Source organism: Tropicimonas isoalkanivorans (assembly GCF_900112335.1).
GTDB classification, from domain to species: domain Bacteria; phylum Pseudomonadota; class Alphaproteobacteria; order Rhodobacterales; family Rhodobacteraceae; genus Tropicimonas; species Tropicimonas isoalkanivorans.
This window is the reverse complement of the sequence record NZ_FOLG01000006.1, coordinates 42,214-57,036: the sequence shown is the minus strand read 5'-3', so window position 1 is coordinate 57,036 and position 14,823 is coordinate 42,214. Positions and strand designations below refer to the sequence as shown.

14 protein-coding genes are annotated in these 14,823 nt (G+C 63.9%); 4 read left to right on the top strand and 10 right to left on the bottom strand.

Features of this window, described 5'->3' with window-relative positions; genetic code table 11:
• Positions 1-9: 9 nt before the first annotated feature.
• The 4 genes from BM075_RS11705 to BM075_RS11690 all read right to left on the bottom strand — a co-directional run bounded on the left by BM075_RS11705 (position 10) and on the right by BM075_RS11690 (position 4,687).
• Positions 10-1,833, bottom strand: coding sequence for a M3 family oligoendopeptidase (locus BM075_RS11705; protein ID WP_093360871.1), 1,824 nt, complete (start codon positions 1,831-1,833; stop codon positions 10-12).
• Between the two features lie 171 nt (positions 1,834-2,004).
• Positions 2,005-3,432 carry a hypothetical protein gene (locus tag BM075_RS11700; RefSeq protein ID WP_093360870.1) on the bottom strand — a complete coding sequence of 476 codons (1,428 nt, stop codon included), beginning with the start codon at positions 3,430-3,432 and terminating at the stop codon, positions 2,005-2,007.
• Positions 3,432-3,779 carry a TadE/TadG family type IV pilus assembly protein gene (locus BM075_RS11695; RefSeq protein WP_177208320.1) on the bottom strand — a complete coding sequence of 116 codons (348 nt, stop codon included), beginning with the start codon at positions 3,777-3,779 and terminating at the stop codon, positions 3,432-3,434. Before BM075_RS11695 ends, BM075_RS11700 begins: the two co-directional genes overlap by 1 nt.
• A 320-nt stretch (positions 3,780-4,099) precedes the next feature.
• The gene (locus tag BM075_RS11690; protein ID WP_093360868.1) at positions 4,100-4,687 is read right to left on the bottom strand and encodes a riboflavin synthase; all 588 of its coding nucleotides are present in this window, start codon (positions 4,685-4,687) and stop codon (positions 4,100-4,102) included.
• A 468-nt stretch (positions 4,688-5,155) separates the two neighbouring features.
• Here BM075_RS11690 and BM075_RS11685 point away from each other — a divergent pair, with 468 nt between their 5' ends.
• The 3 genes from BM075_RS11685 to BM075_RS11675 all read left to right on the top strand — a co-directional run bounded on the left by BM075_RS11685 (position 5,156) and on the right by BM075_RS11675 (position 9,245).
• The gene (locus tag BM075_RS11685) at positions 5,156-5,875 is read left to right on the top strand and encodes a hypothetical protein (protein ID WP_093360867.1); all 720 of its coding nucleotides are present in this window, start codon (positions 5,156-5,158) and stop codon (positions 5,873-5,875) included.
• Between the two features lie 172 nt (positions 5,876-6,047).
• Positions 6,048-7,178: a polysaccharide biosynthesis/export family protein gene (locus BM075_RS11680; RefSeq protein WP_245758826.1), complete on the top strand. Its 1,131-nt coding sequence runs from the start codon at positions 6,048-6,050 to the stop codon at positions 7,176-7,178.
• A 9-nt stretch (positions 7,179-7,187) separates the two neighbouring features.
• Entirely contained in the window at positions 7,188-9,245 is a 2,058-nt protein-coding gene (locus BM075_RS11675) for a capsular polysaccharide biosynthesis protein (RefSeq protein WP_093361002.1), read from the top strand.
• 26 nt (positions 9,246-9,271) lie between these two features.
• Here the strand turns inward: BM075_RS11675 and ribD are convergent, their stop codons facing one another.
• Both ribD and nrdR read right to left on the bottom strand, forming a co-directional pair.
• Complete coding sequence (gene ribD, locus BM075_RS11670; RefSeq protein ID WP_245758825.1) at positions 9,272-10,405, bottom strand: bifunctional diaminohydroxyphosphoribosylaminopyrimidine deaminase/5-amino-6-(5-phosphoribosylamino)uracil reductase RibD; 1,134 nt, start codon at positions 10,403-10,405, stop codon at positions 9,272-9,274.
• Between the two features lie 7 nt (positions 10,406-10,412).
• Positions 10,413-10,880, bottom strand: a complete 468-nt coding sequence (nrdR, locus tag BM075_RS11665) for a transcriptional regulator NrdR (RefSeq protein ID WP_093360866.1) — start codon at positions 10,878-10,880, stop codon at positions 10,413-10,415.
• A 185-nt stretch (positions 10,881-11,065) separates the two neighbouring features.
• On the opposite strand from nrdR, the gene BM075_RS11660 reads away from it, so the two are divergent.
• Positions 11,066-11,269, top strand: coding sequence for a dodecin family protein (locus BM075_RS11660; RefSeq protein WP_093360865.1), 204 nt, complete (start codon positions 11,066-11,068; stop codon positions 11,267-11,269).
• Between the two features lie 3 nt (positions 11,270-11,272).
• Here the strand turns inward: BM075_RS11660 and BM075_RS11655 are convergent, their stop codons facing one another.
• From BM075_RS11655 to rpoD, 4 genes are all read right to left on the bottom strand, one after another.
• Positions 11,273-11,692, bottom strand: a complete 420-nt coding sequence (locus BM075_RS11655; protein ID WP_093360864.1) for a secondary thiamine-phosphate synthase enzyme YjbQ — start codon at positions 11,690-11,692, stop codon at positions 11,273-11,275.
• A gap of 3 nt (positions 11,693-11,695) precedes the next feature.
• Positions 11,696-12,130 (bottom strand): hypothetical protein, encoded by a 435-nt coding sequence (locus tag BM075_RS11650; protein WP_093360863.1) that lies wholly within the window; start codon positions 12,128-12,130, stop codon positions 11,696-11,698.
• An 11-nt stretch (positions 12,131-12,141) separates the two neighbouring features.
• A complete protein-coding gene (locus BM075_RS11645) occupies positions 12,142-12,573 on the bottom strand; it encodes a hypothetical protein (protein ID WP_093360862.1) in 432 nt (143 codons plus the stop codon).
• Positions 12,574-12,814: 241 nt separating this feature from the next.
• On the bottom strand, positions 12,815-14,818 hold the full coding sequence (gene rpoD / locus BM075_RS11640; protein ID WP_093360861.1) for an RNA polymerase sigma factor RpoD: 2,004 nt from the start codon (positions 14,816-14,818) through the stop codon (positions 12,815-12,817).
• Between the last annotated feature and the right edge of the window lie 5 nt (positions 14,819-14,823).

Here is a 14,823-nt window from a genome sequence, read left to right as displayed (position 1 = left end):
GAGGCGGACTTACGCCTCCATCGCCTCCAGTTCGTCGATCATGCCGGAGATCATCGAGAGCCCCTTGTCCCAGAACGCAGGGTCGGTGGCATCGAGCCCGAAGGGCGCCAGAAGCTCCGTGTGGTGTTTCGAGCCGCCCGCCTTGAGCATATCGAAATACTTCTCCTGAAAGTCCGGATCACCCTCTTCGTAAACAGCGTAAAGCGCATTCACGAGCCCGTCGCCGAAGGCATAGGCATAGACGTAGAACGGCGAATGCACGAAATGCGGAATGTAGGACCAGAAGGTCTCGTAGCCCTCCATGAAGGAAAACGCCGGCCCGAGGCTTTCCCCCTGCACCGACATCCAGAGCGCGTTGATGTCGTCCGGGGTCAGTTCGGTGCGGGCGCGGGCCTCATGAAGCTTGCACTCGAAGTCGTAGAAAGCGATCTGGCGGACGACTGTGTTGATCATGTCCTCCACCTTGCCCGCCAGCAGCACCTTGCGCTGCATCGGCGTTTCGGCCTGCGCCAGAAGCTTGCGGAAGGTCAGCATCTCGCCAAAGACGCTCGCAGTTTCGGCCAGCGTGAGCGGCGTTGAGGCCAGCAACTCACCTTGCCCCGCCGCCAGCACCTGATGGACGCCGTGGCCCAGTTCATGGGCAAGCGTCATCACGTCCCGCGGTTTGCCGAGGTAGTTGAGCATGACGTAGGGGTGCACTTCCACCACCGTCGGATGCGCGAAGGCGCCCGGCGCTTTGCCCGGCTTTACCCCGGCGTCGATCCACCCCTTGCTGAAGAACGGCTCGGCGAGGTCCGCCATCCGCGGGCTGAAGCCGGAATAGGCGGACAGAACGGTGTCCTTCGCCTCCTGCCAGCCGATGACGCGCTCGTCCTCCATCGGCAGCGGTGCGTTGCGGTCCCACACTTCCAGCGCATTCAGCCGGAGCCACTTGCGCTTGAGGTCGTAATACCGGTGGCTGAGTCGAGGGTATGCGGAGACCACCGCATTGCGCAGCGCTTCCACGACTTCCGGCTCCACCTGGTTCGCCAGATGTCGCCCGGTCTGCGGCGTTGGCATCCCACGCCAGCGGTCCTCGATCTCCTTCTCCTTGGCAAGCGTATTATGAACGCGAGCGAAGAGCTTGATCTGACTTCCAAAAACCCGCGCCAACTCGCGCGCCGCCGCCTCGCGGAGGTCTCGATTCTGTTCGGTCAGGAAATTAAGTGTCGATTCAAGCGTGTACGCCTCCCCGTTCACCTCGAACTCGAGCCCCGCCATCGTCTCGTCGAACAGCCGGTTCCAGGCTGCGGCGCCAACAGTCGACTGGTCATGCAGGAATTTTTCCAGCTCGTCGGAGAGCTGATAGGGCTTCATGGCCCGCAGTTTGTCGAAGATGGGCTTATATCGGGCGAGGTCCTCGTTTTCCGCGAACAGCGTGGCAAGGGCCTCGTCCTCGATGCGGTTCAGTTCGAGGCTGAAGAACACCAGCGGCGTGGTGAAGACGGTTATCTTTTCCTGGCAGTTTCCGAGGAACTGCGATCGCTCGCCGTCCGTCGTGTTCTGGTAGTACCGCAGACCCGCGTAGGACATGATGCGCCCGGCGATGATCTCGATCTTTTCGTAACGCAGCACGCAATCGAGCATCTGCTTGGCGTCCAACCCTGCAAGCTGGCCCTCGTACTCCTTGGCGAAGCTCAGGCAGGCCTGCTCCAGCCAATCGATGTCCCGCTTCAATTCCGGCGCGTCCGGCGCGGTGTAGAGGTCGCTCAGGTCCCAGTCCGGCAGGTCGCCGAACCTGCCCGCGGTGGACATGTCGGCGTCGAAGACGCGGTCGGGAATGAAACGTTGCATGGCTGCACCTCTCCTTTTGGTGGACCTCACATAAGCGACTGCGCCTGCGCGCTTCAACCCGATGGGGGCGGAATTCGCCAACGAAGTCCGTAAAACGTCACGCCCCGCCGTACGGCGGGGCATTTGGGACCACAATCCGATCCCCTTGAGTATGTCGATCAAGGTCGGAGTCTAAGGCAGGTTCACGAGCCGGACAATCTTGCCCTTCGGCGTCAGGGCGCTTTCGCCACTTCCACACACCCGGAAGGTGTGCTGCGACGAGACATGAACCGTCCCCGAGGCGTGGATCGAGAACCCGACCGAGGAGTCCGACTTGGAGGTCGCCGAAGCAATATCGACATCGTCGTCGACCACCAGCGTCACGTTGGACATGACGAAGTTCGCAGGCACCTTGACCTTGGACATCGACATCAGGATCGTTCGATCGTTCGGATCGCACGCCCGGAAGGGATCGGCGATCGTCACCTTCGATTTCGCCGTCACGGTAGCCGACGAGCTTTCGCGCATCGTGATCAGGACAGAGCCGACCGCGCGTGCGCCGTCTTCGAAATCGAAATTGCAGTCGGAGATCAAGGCAGCATGACTCATCTGACCGGTAGTGTCGCTGAAGTACAGCCGCGAACTCTTCCCGTTCCCGTTGCAGTTCACGAGGTAAACCAAACCCGCCGGCAAAGCGCTCAGGTCGTGGAAGTCATCCGTGGTCAACGGTACCACGGTCCCCTTGGCAACCGGCTTCTTCAGGATCTTCTTCGCGATCAGTTCCGACTGATCACCGAGCGTGACATCCTTGAAGAAGTCGTACGCGATCCCGGAAACGTCATAAGGTGTACTGGCGGCAAAGGCGTTGTAGGTGTCCTGAATCCACTCACCGTAGTCCGGCAGGATCATGTTGAGTTCCAGCGCGACGATGCCCGGGTTCGCGGAGTCGGTGCACTTGTTCTTGCACTTGTCCAGGTCCGGCATCGACACGAAGCTGCCTTCCTCGAACGTATTCTGCTGTGGCAGCCAGACGACGTCTTTCGAGTGCAGGCAGAACCCCGCGCCCACGTCCGTCTGGCTCGTCAGGGTCAGTTTTTCGTAGGAATAGATGCCGTCGATCGAGCTACAGGCGCCGTTGATGTCGAAGACGCTCGCGCTGACTGCCGAAGTTTCCAGGGACCCGAAGCCGGCGAGTTTCAGAAGGAATGTCGGGATCGCATTTTTATATCCCTCGGAACGCTGAACGCGCACCATCACGGCGTTGGGGTCGCCCACACCCTCGAACTTGCGGGAGACCGGGTCGTAATGGGTGAGGATCACGTCGGTGCTGGCGTCGATGACATTACCGAAAATCGAACTGGGCAAGTTCGTTTCAACGGCGCTGACCGCGAAGGACACGATTTCGTCTTCGGTTTTCCCGTTTGCCATCGCGACGGCACCGGCGTGCGCGCCGATGTCAGCTGCGGCCGCGAGCCGGGTCTTGTTCCACCAGCCTTGCGTGCCGTCGAGCATGAGGCCGAGAAGAACCGCAAAGGTGACGAACATGAAAAGGCCGAACACCGTCCCGGCGCCAGCCTCGTCTTCTCGGAACGTCGGGCGAGAAGCTATCGCGCGGACCATCAGATCGGCTCCATCGCATGGGTGACGCGAACCGAGATCTCGTCGCCGCCAACGAACCGCAGGATACCGAACGGTGCCATGGCCCGGAGCGGCATCGCCATATCGACAGTTACGAAGGCATCCTGGAGCGTCACATCGACGTCTGGTGTCGTGGCGCCCATGCCGGCGGCGGATGCAGCGAACGCCTCCGCGGTTTGCTCGTCCATACCGTACCGCGAGACAACCCGCGCCGTTTCGCGGGACACTTGCCACATCTGGCTCTGTCGCATGAAGGCCAGCGTGGCATCCGCGGCCAGGAGGAGGAGCAAAGCGAAGAGCGGCAACCAAAGAACGAATTCGATGGTCACGGACCCGTCCTCTGACTTCGTGAAGCGAGGGGACTTGTTAAACTTGATCATCGGCACACCTGATTCTCGTACGGCAACGTATTTACGCCACCCTGCCCTTTGAATCTGATGAAAATCCGACGATTAGAGCTGACTCTAAGGTGATTTTAAGGCGATTCCGCCTTTCTCAGGTTATGGACAACCTGTTTTTTTCGGCCAGTCGTTTTGGACTGAACACATTGGCGGCCGGAGGGCAGCACGCTCTTTTTACCCCCCGTGCCTGCCACCGAGCAAACGGTCGCGGAGACATATCCAATGGCCCTGCGGCCATCGGCCCGCGATCAGCCAACCTCCGCAAGGCGCGCCACGTACCGGGCGAGGGTGTCGATCTCCAGGTTCACCCTGTCCCCCACCTGCACCGCGCCGAGCGTGGTCACCTCCTTTGTGTGGGGAATGACGTTGATGCCAAAGGTATCGCCCTCTACCTCGTTCACCGTGAGAGAGGCGCCATCCAGCGCCACGGACCCCTTGGGCGCAACGAAACGTGCGAGATCGGACGGCGCGCGGAAGGTCATGCGGGTGCTGTCGCCTTCCTCGGCCATGGCCACGACCTCGGCAACACCGTCGACGTGACCGGATACGATATGCCCGCCGAGCTCGTCGCCAACCCGAAGGGCGCGCTCCAGATTGACGCGGCTCCCCTCGACCCAGGCGCCGATATTGGTCTTGCTGACGGTCTCGGCCGAGATATCCACGTCGAACCAGTCCGTACCGCGGTCGACCACCGTCAGGCAGACGCCGCTGCAGGCAATCGAGGCGCCAACGGCCACGGTCTGCATGTCATATGAGGTGCCGATGCGGGCGCGCAGATCACCGCGTCGCTCCAGCACCCTGACGTCTCCGATGTCGGTCACGATTCCGGTGAACATGGCGGGCTCCTTCTGTCGTTGAACTCGGGGTAAAGCGCCGACGCTTCGGCAGCAAGCATCAATCGCGCGGACTATCCGCGGCTCTGGATAGCTTGCACGGAATTGCTGCAGGGCTGGCAGCCCGGGCGCATTTCATCCGCGGCGGCCTGCTTGCCCTCCTCCCCGACCAAGCAGGCAGGGAGGTGACGATTAAGTCCTGAAGCCGGCCGGTAGAGCCTGAGACGCCGATATCCACGGCGGTATCCGGGCGGGGCTGTCTTCAGGTCATGTATCGGATAATCTTCGAGTGCGAGCCGCACGACTCGCTCTTGGCGCCCCCGACCCCGCGCTCGCTCCTTTATCTGGAGACCCGGCACCGCCACTCTGACAGCACTTGCCCCAGCGACTTGCGCGCCCCCTTTCTGGCACTAACCTGTCACCCACGGGCCGGACTGAACGCCACCCGCGACCAAAGCGTGCGGGGGAACGATGATCGGATTGGAAAACACAACGCTACTGGCGCTCGCCGCGGCAGTGATCATGGCCTCCGTTCACGTCTGCAGCCCCTGGCTCGCGTTTCTCGACAAGACGCCCCGAAGCATCTGGCTCTCCATCGCGGGGGGAATCTCGGTCGCCTACGTCTTCGTGCATCTCTTCCCTGAACTTGCGCGCCTGCAGGAGGAGCACTTCGGCCAAACCGGGATCGACGCGTTTCTCTACCTCTTCGCGGTCGTGGGGCTGGTAGGGTATTACGGCCTCGAACAGCTCGCCAAGCATCGTGGGGGTGGTCCGGACCGAAAGACGCCTGCCGCCGTGTTCTGGCTCCATCTGGGCTCCTTCGCCTTTTACAACATGCTCATCGGCTACCTGCTCGAAGAGCAGGCCCGGCTGGAAGGCGCTGGCGGCATGGCGCTCTATGCCATTGCCATGGCGGTGCATTTCGTCGTCAACGACCGCGCGCTCTATCGGCATCACGGAACGCTCTATCTGGCGCCAGGGCGCTGGATTCTCGCCGTGGCCGCGTTCGCCGGTTGGGCTCTAGGTCTTGTGGTCGAGATTGACACCAAGTGGATCGCCTGTTGCATCGCGCTCCTGGCGGGATCTGTGACTCTCAACGTCATCAAGGAGGAGTTGCCGGAAGAGCGCGAGGCGCGTTTCTGGGCGTTTGCCCTGGGCGCGGCAACCTACGCCGGTCTGTTGGTCCTGTAACGCCGGGAGAGCGTGCCCATAGGCGTCCATAAGGTGCCAGACTGGCGCCGTTTGCACCGCGTTCCCGCAGCAACACTCCGGTCTGCGCTGCGCCGCGCACTTCCCTTTTCGGCCCTCTCCTGTAGGGTTTGCCAAAAAACATGAGGCAGATTTCCGTCAAGGAGCCCGTGCAGTGAGTATCAGACCTTTCCCGTGGGCCAAGGCATTGGCCCTTTTGCTCGTGGCCGCACTCGTCGGATGTGGCTTGCCCCGGTCCGGCCCTCACAAGAAAGAAATCTTTGCCGGGTCGGTGCTGAGGGAAGGCGACGCATTCGTGGTTTCGGTCAACGACCGGGTGACCCGCGCGACCTCCGTCACGCCCGTGCTGGGCTTTTCCAACACGTTTCTCAACGCCGGACAGATCGGCTCGGACACCATCCGCCCGGGCGACACGCTCGGCCTGACCGTCTGGGAGAACGTCTCCAACGGCCTGCTGTCCAGCGCAGGCCAGGCGGCGACGGAACTCAACGCGGTGCAGGTGGACGACGCGGGCTTCATTTTCGTCCCCTACGCCGGACGCATTCGGGCCGCAGGCAACACGCCGGAACGGCTGCGCCAGATCATCACGGAAAGGCTCGACGCACAGACGCCGGACCCGCAGGTTCTCGTCACCCGCCTCTCCGGCGACGGCGCGTCCGTTTCCGTCATGGGCGGCGTGGCCTCTCAGGGCGTCTACCCGATCGAACGGCCGACCCGGCAACTCTCGGCCATGCTGGCGCGGGCGGGCGGGCTGACCATCGAACCCGAGGTGGCGCAGATCAACGTCATGCGCGGCGGTCACCGGTCCCGGGTCTGGTTCCAGGATCTTTTCACCGACCCGCGGCTCGACATCGCCCTGCGCAACGGCGACCGCATTCTGATCGAGGAAGACAGCCGCACATTCTCCGTGCTTGGCGCCACCGGCACGCAGGACCGCGTCCGCTTCCAGACCCAGACCCTCAGCGCCGTCGAGGCCATCGCCCAGGTGGGCGGGCTGAACAGCAACTTTGCTGACCCGACGGGCGTCTTCGTCTTCCGTAACGAGCCCGAGGAGATCGCCCGCAATGTGCTCGGCCGGACCGATCTCGTTGGCGATCAGCGCATGGTCTACGTGCTCGACCTGACCGAACCCAACGGCCTTTTCGAGGCGCGCGACTTCTCCATTCGGGACGGCGACACGCTCTACGTGACCGAAGCGCCGTTCGTGCAATGGCGCAAGACGCTATCGGCCATCACCGGCACGCTCAACCCGGTGGCGAACTATTCCACCCTCGCCAACCGCTAGGTGAGCCGGGTGACGCCAGGCTCGGACGATCCCGCCGCGGAGCAACTTCCGCGGCGGTTGTTCGTTTATGACGCCGGCTTTCTTGCCCCCAGCCTGCGCCGAATTCTCCGCCTGTCGGGCTGGCAGGTGACCACCGGGCGCCCGGGACCCGACGATTGGGTTGGCGTCTGGGGCCGAAGCCCCACGGCCCGGCGTGGCGAAGCCATGGCCGACCGCATGGGAGCAAAGCTAATGCGGGTGGAAGACGCCTTCCTGCGCTCCGTTCGCACGGGACGCAGAGGCGCGGCTCCCATGGGGCTGTTGCTGGACGAAAGCGGCGTCCATTTCGACAGCGGTCAACCGTCCGACCTCGAACTGCTGCTGGCAGGCGCACCGCTGGACGATACTCCTCTGCTTAACCGCGCCCGCGCCGGAATAGATAGGCTCAGGCGGGCCCACCTCAGCCAATACAACGCCCTCGACCCCGAACTGGAGCCACCGGCCCCGGGCTATGTTCTGGTAATCGACCAGCCGCGCGGCGACGCCTCCATCGCCCACGGCGGCGCGTCGGAGGTCACCTTCGCGGAGATGCTGACAGACGCGCGGCTCGACAACCCCGGCGCGCGCATTCTCGTCAAGTCTCACCCGGAGACCGCTGCCGGGCGTCGGAGTGGGCATTACGACCCCGCCGCCCTACCCGAAGGCGTGGAAGCCTGTACCGCTCCCCTTTCCCCGTGGCATCTGCTGGAGGGCGCAATTGCGGTCTACACGGTTTCCTCCCAGATGGGGTTCGAGGCGATCTTCGCGGGGCACCGGCCGCACGTCTACGGTCAGCCGTACTACGCCGGCTGGGGCCTGACCGAGGACAGGGAGCCGCCGGCTCGGCGCGGCCGCCACCTCACCCGGGCGCAACTTTTCGCGGCGGCCATGATCCTTTACCCGATCTGGTACGACCCGTACCGCGACCGGCTCTGTAGCTTCGAAGAGGCGCTCGACGGGCAGGAAGCGCGCGTCCGCGCCTTTCGGGAGGATCGAGCAGGCTACGTTGCCACCGGTATACGGCTTCGGAAAAGACGTGCACTGAAGGGGATGTTCGGCCGTGAACAACGCCTCCGCTTCGTCGCGTCGCCGCACCGGGCGGCACGGGGTGCACGTGTGTCTGGCCGCCCCCTGCTTGCCTGGGCAAGTGCGGTCACCCCGGAAGTGGCGACCTCAGTTGCCAAAGCAAGCGTCCCGCTGATCCGCGTGGAAGACGGGTTCCTGCGCTCACGCGGCCTCGGCGCGGCGCTCGTTCCCCCGCTGTCGTTCGTGACCGACGATCTCGGCATCCACTACGATCCGTCCGCCGAGAGCCGACTGGAGCATTTAATCGCGGCGTCCGAAAGCTTGCCGGAAAGCGAGATACGCCGCGCGGAGCGCCTGATGGCGCGGCTCATCTCCTCCGGCGTGACAAAATACAATGTTGGGACATCGACCCTTCCCCCCCTGACCGACGGCCCGCGCGTGCTCGTCGCCGGTCAGGTGGAGGACGACGCTTCGGTGCGACTGGGATGTGGCGACATCAACAGCAACCTCGGCCTGCTGCGCGCCGCGCGCGAGGCCAACCCCGATTGTGTCATTCTTTACAAACCGCACCCCGACGTCGAGGCGGGCTTACGGCCGGGCGCAATCGAACCGGAGCAGATGGATGCGTTGGCGGACATGGTGATGGAGGGCGCCGATCCCGCTGCGCTGATCGACGTGGTGGAGGAGGTCTGGACCCTGACCTCCCTGCTGGGTTTCGAGGCGCTGATCCGCGGCCGGGCCGTCACCTGCCTCGGCGCACCATTTTACGCAGGCTGGGGCCTGACGCGGGACCTTGGTCCCGTACCCGCGCGGCGCATGGCCCGGCCGCCTCTCGCCGCGTTGGTCCATGCCGCGCTCATCGCCTATCCGCGCTACCGAGACCCGGTAAGCGGCTTGCCGTGCCCTGTCGAAGTGGTCCTGGACCATCTGGAGCACATCCCAGCATCGCACGGAGGGCCCGTGAACAGAACGCTGTCGAAAGTGCAGGGCCTGCTCGCCAGCCGCCTGCCCGTATGGCGCTAGGCTCAGAGACCGTCTGAGATCGCCCTTCAGCCGGCACCCCCCGATCTGTCGGCCGACACCGGCCTCCAGACGGCCAACACGTCCGGTCCAACTGTCGTGAGCTTGTCGAGCCTGAAACGCGGCGCGTCCGCCAGCCGGTCGATCCCCATGGCGCCCAGCCCCGGCTGCCCCTCCGCACCGAGCGCGAGACCGGCGGTGAAGGTGACGAGCTCGTCCACCACCCCCGCCGCAAGAAGCGACGCCGCAAGGCTGCCGCCCCCCTCGCAGAATACGCGCGTCAGGCCGGCGGTGCCCAGTTCCCGGAACATGGTCGCCACGTCGATCTGACGGCTCCGGCTGGACGGCACACTTATCAACCGGGCACCGCGCGTCCTCCACCGCTCCTGCCGATCCGCCGCGGCATCCGGGCCGTGGCACAGCCAGACCGGCGCGGCGTCGATCTCGCGAAACAGCGCGCCGTCGGTTGGAATGTCGAGGTGGCGGGAGGCGACGATGCGCACCGGCTGCCAAGACACCCCGAGTCCACGGACCGTGAGCGAGGGATCGTCCGCCCGTGCCGTGCCCGCGCCAACGAGCACCGCATCGTGCCGCGCGCGCATGGCGTGCACGGCGCGGCGGGCCGCAGGGCCTGTGATCCACTGACTCTCACCCGTTGCGGTGGCGATGCGACCATCCAGCGACGTGGCCAGCTTGAGCGTCAGGTGCGGGCGCCCCTCCGTCACTCGGCGCAGGAACCCATCGTTGGCCTGGCGCGCCTTATCTTCAAGCACGCCAGTCGTCACCTCGACCCCTGCCACCCGCAGGATCTCGTGACCGCCGCCCGCCACCCGCGGGTCCGGATCGGTCAGAGCAGTTACGACGCGCGCCACACCAGCCGCGACCAAAGCGGAGGCGCAGGGTGGGGTCTGACCATGGTGGGCGCAGGGTTCGAGCGTGACATAGGCCGTGGCCCCACGTGCGTCGTCGCCCGCCTGGGCAAGGGCTTCTGTTTCAGCGTGCGGTCGGCCGCCGCGCTGCGTCCACCCACGACCGACCACTCGGCCATCGCGCACGATCACGCACCCGACCGCTGGGTTCGGCCAGACGCGGCCCAGCCCCCGGGCGCCCAGACCAAGCGCCATGGCCATCCACCGTTGGTCGGCGTCGGGTACGGGCCCCATTCCGGGCCTACTCCTGGGGGGTTTCTTTCGGTCGCAGCTCGCTGACGAACTTGTCGAAATCGCCCGCTTCCTGGAAGTTCTTGTAGACGCTCGCGAAGCGCACGTAGGCCACCGTGTCGATGCGAGCCAGGCTCTCCATCACGATCTCGCCGATCACCTTGGAGGAAATGTCCGTCTCGCCCATGCTCTCCAGCCGCCGCACGATTCCGGAAATCATCTGGTCGATCCGTTCTGGCTCCACCGGGCGCTTCTGGAGTGCGATGCGGATCGAGCGTTCCAGCTTGTCCCGGTCGAAATCCTCGCGCCGTCCGTTCGACTTGATGACCACCAGGTCGCGCAACTGCACCCGCTCATAGGTGGTAAACCGGCCGCCGCAGGCCGGGCAAAACCGGCGCCTTCGGATCGCGACGTGATCCTCGGCCGGGCGGGAATCTTTCACCTGGGTATCGACATTTCCACAAAACGGACAGCGCATCGTGTCCCCTTCCGTTCCTGCTCTTGGGGGATTTTTCCCTCTTGTCGCGACGACTATAGGGGAGCCTCCACAAATTGGGTAGAGGGGAATTCGGGCCGCAAGATAGGGGCGATAATTCGGCCATGCGTGCTGTATCCGCGCAACGGGCCGGCGTGGTATGGTGAACGCTCAACAGGGAGGATTACATGAGCATTGCACGCGTTACGGAAATTTCCTCGACATCCACGAAGAGCTTCGAGGATGCGATCCAGATGGGCATTCAGCGCGCCTCCGACACCCTGCGCAACGTCTCCGGCGCCTGGGTGAAGGAGCAGCAGGTCAGCGTCGAGAACGGAAGCATCACAGGCTACCGGGTGAACATGATGATCACCTTCGTGCTGGAGGACTGATCCTCAGCCCGCCAGATGCGCGACGACCTGGCGCCGGTGCGGTCGGTTGCGGTGTTCGAACAGGTAGACGCCCTGCCAGGTGCCGAGCGCCATGCGCCCGTCCACGACCGGAATGCCAAGCGAGACCGGCAACATCGCCGCCTTGATGTGGGCCGGCATGTCGTCCGGACCTTCGTAAGTGTGCCGCAGGTAACCCATGGACGGGTCGGTCGCCGGCGGCACGAGGCGGTGGAAGAACGCGTGGAGGTCGTCGCGCACCTCCGGGTCCGCGTTCTCCTGGATCAGGAGGGACGCCGAGGTGTGGCGCACCAGAAGTGTCAGAAGCGCGGTGCCGACCGACTTGGCAGCGACCCAATCCACCAACTCAGGCGTGAACTCATAGAGACCCGGGCCATGGGTCTCGATCCGGAAGGCCTCGATCATTCCTTAGAAGCCGTACTTGCGAAATTTCTTGAGGCTGTCACTGCAAAAGGCCGTTGCGTGTCCCGCACTCAGATTATAGCCCGGCCGGCTGTCTGACACCGAATAGCCCTTCTCCGCATCGCTCATCGTGGGAATATCGTCGTACTTCACGAAGGAAAAGACGACAGCGGAGCGCCCGCGGCGGACCTGGCTCGGCCCAAGGCCGCGGACGATGTACATCCGCGTGGTTCCGGGCTGGCGCGCGGCGTAGCGGACATATTCCCCGGCAGCGCACCAGTAGTCCGACGGTCCGGCGAGTGCCTTTTGGAACACCTCCACATATCCGGCACGAGCGGGATTTCCGACCGCGATCATACCGTTACGCGCGAGATAGTCGGCCTGCGCAACCCCGGCCGCCAAGGATAGGACGGTTGCGAAAATGGCGATGCGAGCCTTCATTGCGATCCTCCTCAGTCGTCGTCGTCGTCCAGTCTGCGGTTTGCACGCGCCACGTTGCACAAGCCACGCGCATGACCGACGCTCGTAACCTGCCCTTCCCGCGGGCCCAGTAACCAGTTGCTCCGGGTCTTTACGTCGGATCCGGCAAGTCGGAAGCCGATGGCCGATCGGTTCGCGACGAACTGGCTCGGCGACCGGGAATACACGACGACAAGCCGATCGTTGTTGCTGGCATTGAGCCGGACCTTTGCGAAGTCCCCTGCTGCGCAGAGGTAATCCGCCTTGCCCATACCGGCCCGAGTCAGCACTTCGAAAACCTCGGAGGTACCGATGGCCAGAAGGTCGGCCTGGGTGGAAAGCCGGTGTATCTGCTGCGCCGCCGCGACCGGCACGGCACCCATCATCAGAACGCAGAGGATTGCGCCAATAGCCGATTTACGCATAGGTCAACTCCAAGTCATCAAAGGCTAATATGCCCCGTGGCGCATACAGTCCGGACACTGTGATCAGGGGCGTGCGCCTGACATGCACGCTAGCACGCGACGTTTTCGAGTCTCACCCTCTTTCTGCAAACTTTTCGCGAGCGAGTGGCGGCAGCCTCGTCGAGGGCCGGAGATTTCACTGCGTCCACCACGGAAAAGGCCGACGCGTTGGCGCCGGCCTTTTTCCGTATTATCCGATGTCTTACTGGTCGAGGAAGCTACGGAGCTTGCGGCTGCGGCTCGGGTGCTTGAGCTTCCGGAGCGCTTTCGCCTCGATCTGCCGGATCCGTTCGCGGGTCACGCTGAACTGCTGGCCCACTTCCTCCAACGTGTGATCGGTGTTCATACCGATGCCGAAGCGCATCCGCAGAACCCGCTCCTCCCGTGGAGTCAGCGAGGCCAGAACGCGGGTCGTCGTTTCCTTCAGGTTCTCCTGAATGGCCGAGTCGAGCGGCAGGACGGCGTTCTTGTCCTCGATGAAATCACCGAGTTGGCTGTCCTCTTCGTCGCCGATGGGCGTTTCGAGGCTGATCGGTTCCTTGGCGATCTTCATCACCTTGCGAACCTTTTCCAACGGCATCTGCAACTTGTCCGCGAGTTCCTCCGGCGTCGGCTCGCGGCCAATCTCGTGGAGCATCTGACGGCCGGTGCGGACCAGCTTGTTGATCGTCTCGATCATGTGGACCGGGATGCGGATGGTCCGCGCCTGGTCCGCGATGGACCGTGTGATCGCCTGACGAATCCACCACGTGGCGTAGGTGGAGAACTTGTAGCCGCGGCGGTATTCGAACTTGTCCACCGCCTTCATCAGGCCGATGTTGCCCTCCTGGATGAGGTCTAGGAACTGCAGGCCGCGGTTGGTGTATTTCTTGGCGATGGAGATCACGAGGCGGAGGTTCGCCTCCACCATTTCCTTCTTGGCCTGACGGGCCTCTTTCTCGCCCTTTTGCACCTGCTGGACGATACGACGGAACTCAGGGATGTCCACGCCCACATAGGTGCCCACTTGCGCCATCTCGCCCCGCAGCTCGGCCACCTTGTCGGTCGACCGCTCGAACAGGGCGGCCCAGCCGCGTCCGGGCTGCTGCCCCATGCGGTCGATCCACGTCGGGTCCAGTTCGTAGCCTTTGTAGGCGTCGATGAACTCCCGGCGGTTGATCCGGGCCTGGTCCGCCAGCTTCACCATCGCGCTGTCGATGGACATGATCTTGCGGTTGATGCCGTAAAGCTGGTCGATCAGCGCCTCGATCCGGTTGGCGTGCAGATGAAGCTCGTTGACCAGTTCGACTATCTCGGACCGCAACTTCTGATACCGCGCCTCTTCGGAGGCGGAGAAAGAACCGTCCTCGTTGAGGGTCGCGGACATCCGCGCGTCCTGCATCTCCTCCAGGTCCGTGAAGTCGCGGGCAATCCGGTCCAAGATTTCGAGGACACGCGGCTTGAGCGCGGCCTCCATCGCGGCCAGGGACATGTTGGCCTGGTCGTCATCGTCTTCGTCGTCGTCGCGCTTGATCGGATTGCCGTCCGCGTCGTACTCCGGCTCGTCCTCCTTGGCCTCGGGCTTCGCCTCCACGGCGACGCCTTGCACGACGGGCTCCTCTTCCTCGCCGTCCTCGTCGATGCCCCGCCCGAACGTCGTCTCCAGGTCGATGACGTCGCGCAGCAGGATCTCCTCGGCCAACAGTTCGTCGCGCCAGATCGTGATGGCCTGGAAGGTCAGCGGGCTTTCGCAGAGACCGGCGATCATCGTGTTGCGGCCGGCCTCGATCCGCTTGGCGATCGCGATTTCGCCCTCGCGCGACAGAAGCTCCACGGACCCCATCTCGCGCAGATACATGCGGACCGGGTCGTCCGTGCGGTCGAGCTTCTCGGTCTCGGTCGTGGCAACCGCGACCTCGCGCGACGTCGATGCTTCGACCACCTCAGTCGAGCCGGACGCCTTCGCGTCGCCCTCGTCGTCGTCGTCGTCGGCTTCCTCGCCCTCGATGACATTGATGCCCATCTCCGAGAGCATCGACATCACGTCTTCGATCTGTTCCGAGGAAACCTGGTCAGGCGGTAAGACCTGATTCAGCTGGTCATAGGTTATGTAGCCCTTCTCGCGGGCTTCGGCGATCATCTTCTTCACCGCCGCCTGACTCATGTCGAGCGTCATTTCCTGCTCGGCATCGTCGGTCTTGCGGTCGTCCGTGTCCTTGGCGGCCATTCAGA

What these genes read in the sequence shown, in the direction of transcription:
- BM075_RS11705 (WP_093360871.1), bottom strand. Translation starts at nt 1,833, where the DNA reads ATGCAACGTTTCATTCCCGACCGCGTCTTCGACGCCGACATGTCCACC.
- BM075_RS11700 (WP_093360870.1), bottom strand. Translation starts at nt 3,432, where the DNA reads ATGGTCCGCGCGATAGCTTCTCGCCCGACGTTCCGAGAAGACGAGGCT.
- BM075_RS11690 (WP_093360868.1), bottom strand. Translation starts at nt 4,687, where the DNA reads ATGTTCACCGGAATCGTGACCGACATCGGAGACGTCAGGGTGCTGGAG.
- BM075_RS11685 (WP_093360867.1), top strand. Translation starts at nt 5,156, where the DNA reads ATGATCGGATTGGAAAACACAACGCTACTGGCGCTCGCCGCGGCAGTG.
- ribD (WP_245758825.1), bottom strand. Translation starts at nt 10,405, where the DNA reads ATGGGGCCCGTACCCGACGCCGACCAACGGTGGATGGCCATGGCGCTT.
- nrdR (WP_093360866.1), bottom strand. Translation starts at nt 10,880, where the DNA reads ATGCGCTGTCCGTTTTGTGGAAATGTCGATACCCAGGTGAAAGATTCC.
- BM075_RS11660 (WP_093360865.1), top strand. Translation starts at nt 11,066, where the DNA reads ATGAGCATTGCACGCGTTACGGAAATTTCCTCGACATCCACGAAGAGC.
- BM075_RS11655 (WP_093360864.1), bottom strand. Translation starts at nt 11,692, where the DNA reads ATGATCGAGGCCTTCCGGATCGAGACCCATGGCCCGGGTCTCTATGAG.
- BM075_RS11650 (WP_093360863.1), bottom strand. Translation starts at nt 12,130, where the DNA reads ATGAAGGCTCGCATCGCCATTTTCGCAACCGTCCTATCCTTGGCGGCC.
- BM075_RS11645 (WP_093360862.1), bottom strand. Translation starts at nt 12,573, where the DNA reads ATGCGTAAATCGGCTATTGGCGCAATCCTCTGCGTTCTGATGATGGGT.
- rpoD (WP_093360861.1), bottom strand. Translation starts at nt 14,818, where the DNA reads ATGGCCGCCAAGGACACGGACGACCGCAAGACCGACGATGCCGAGCAG.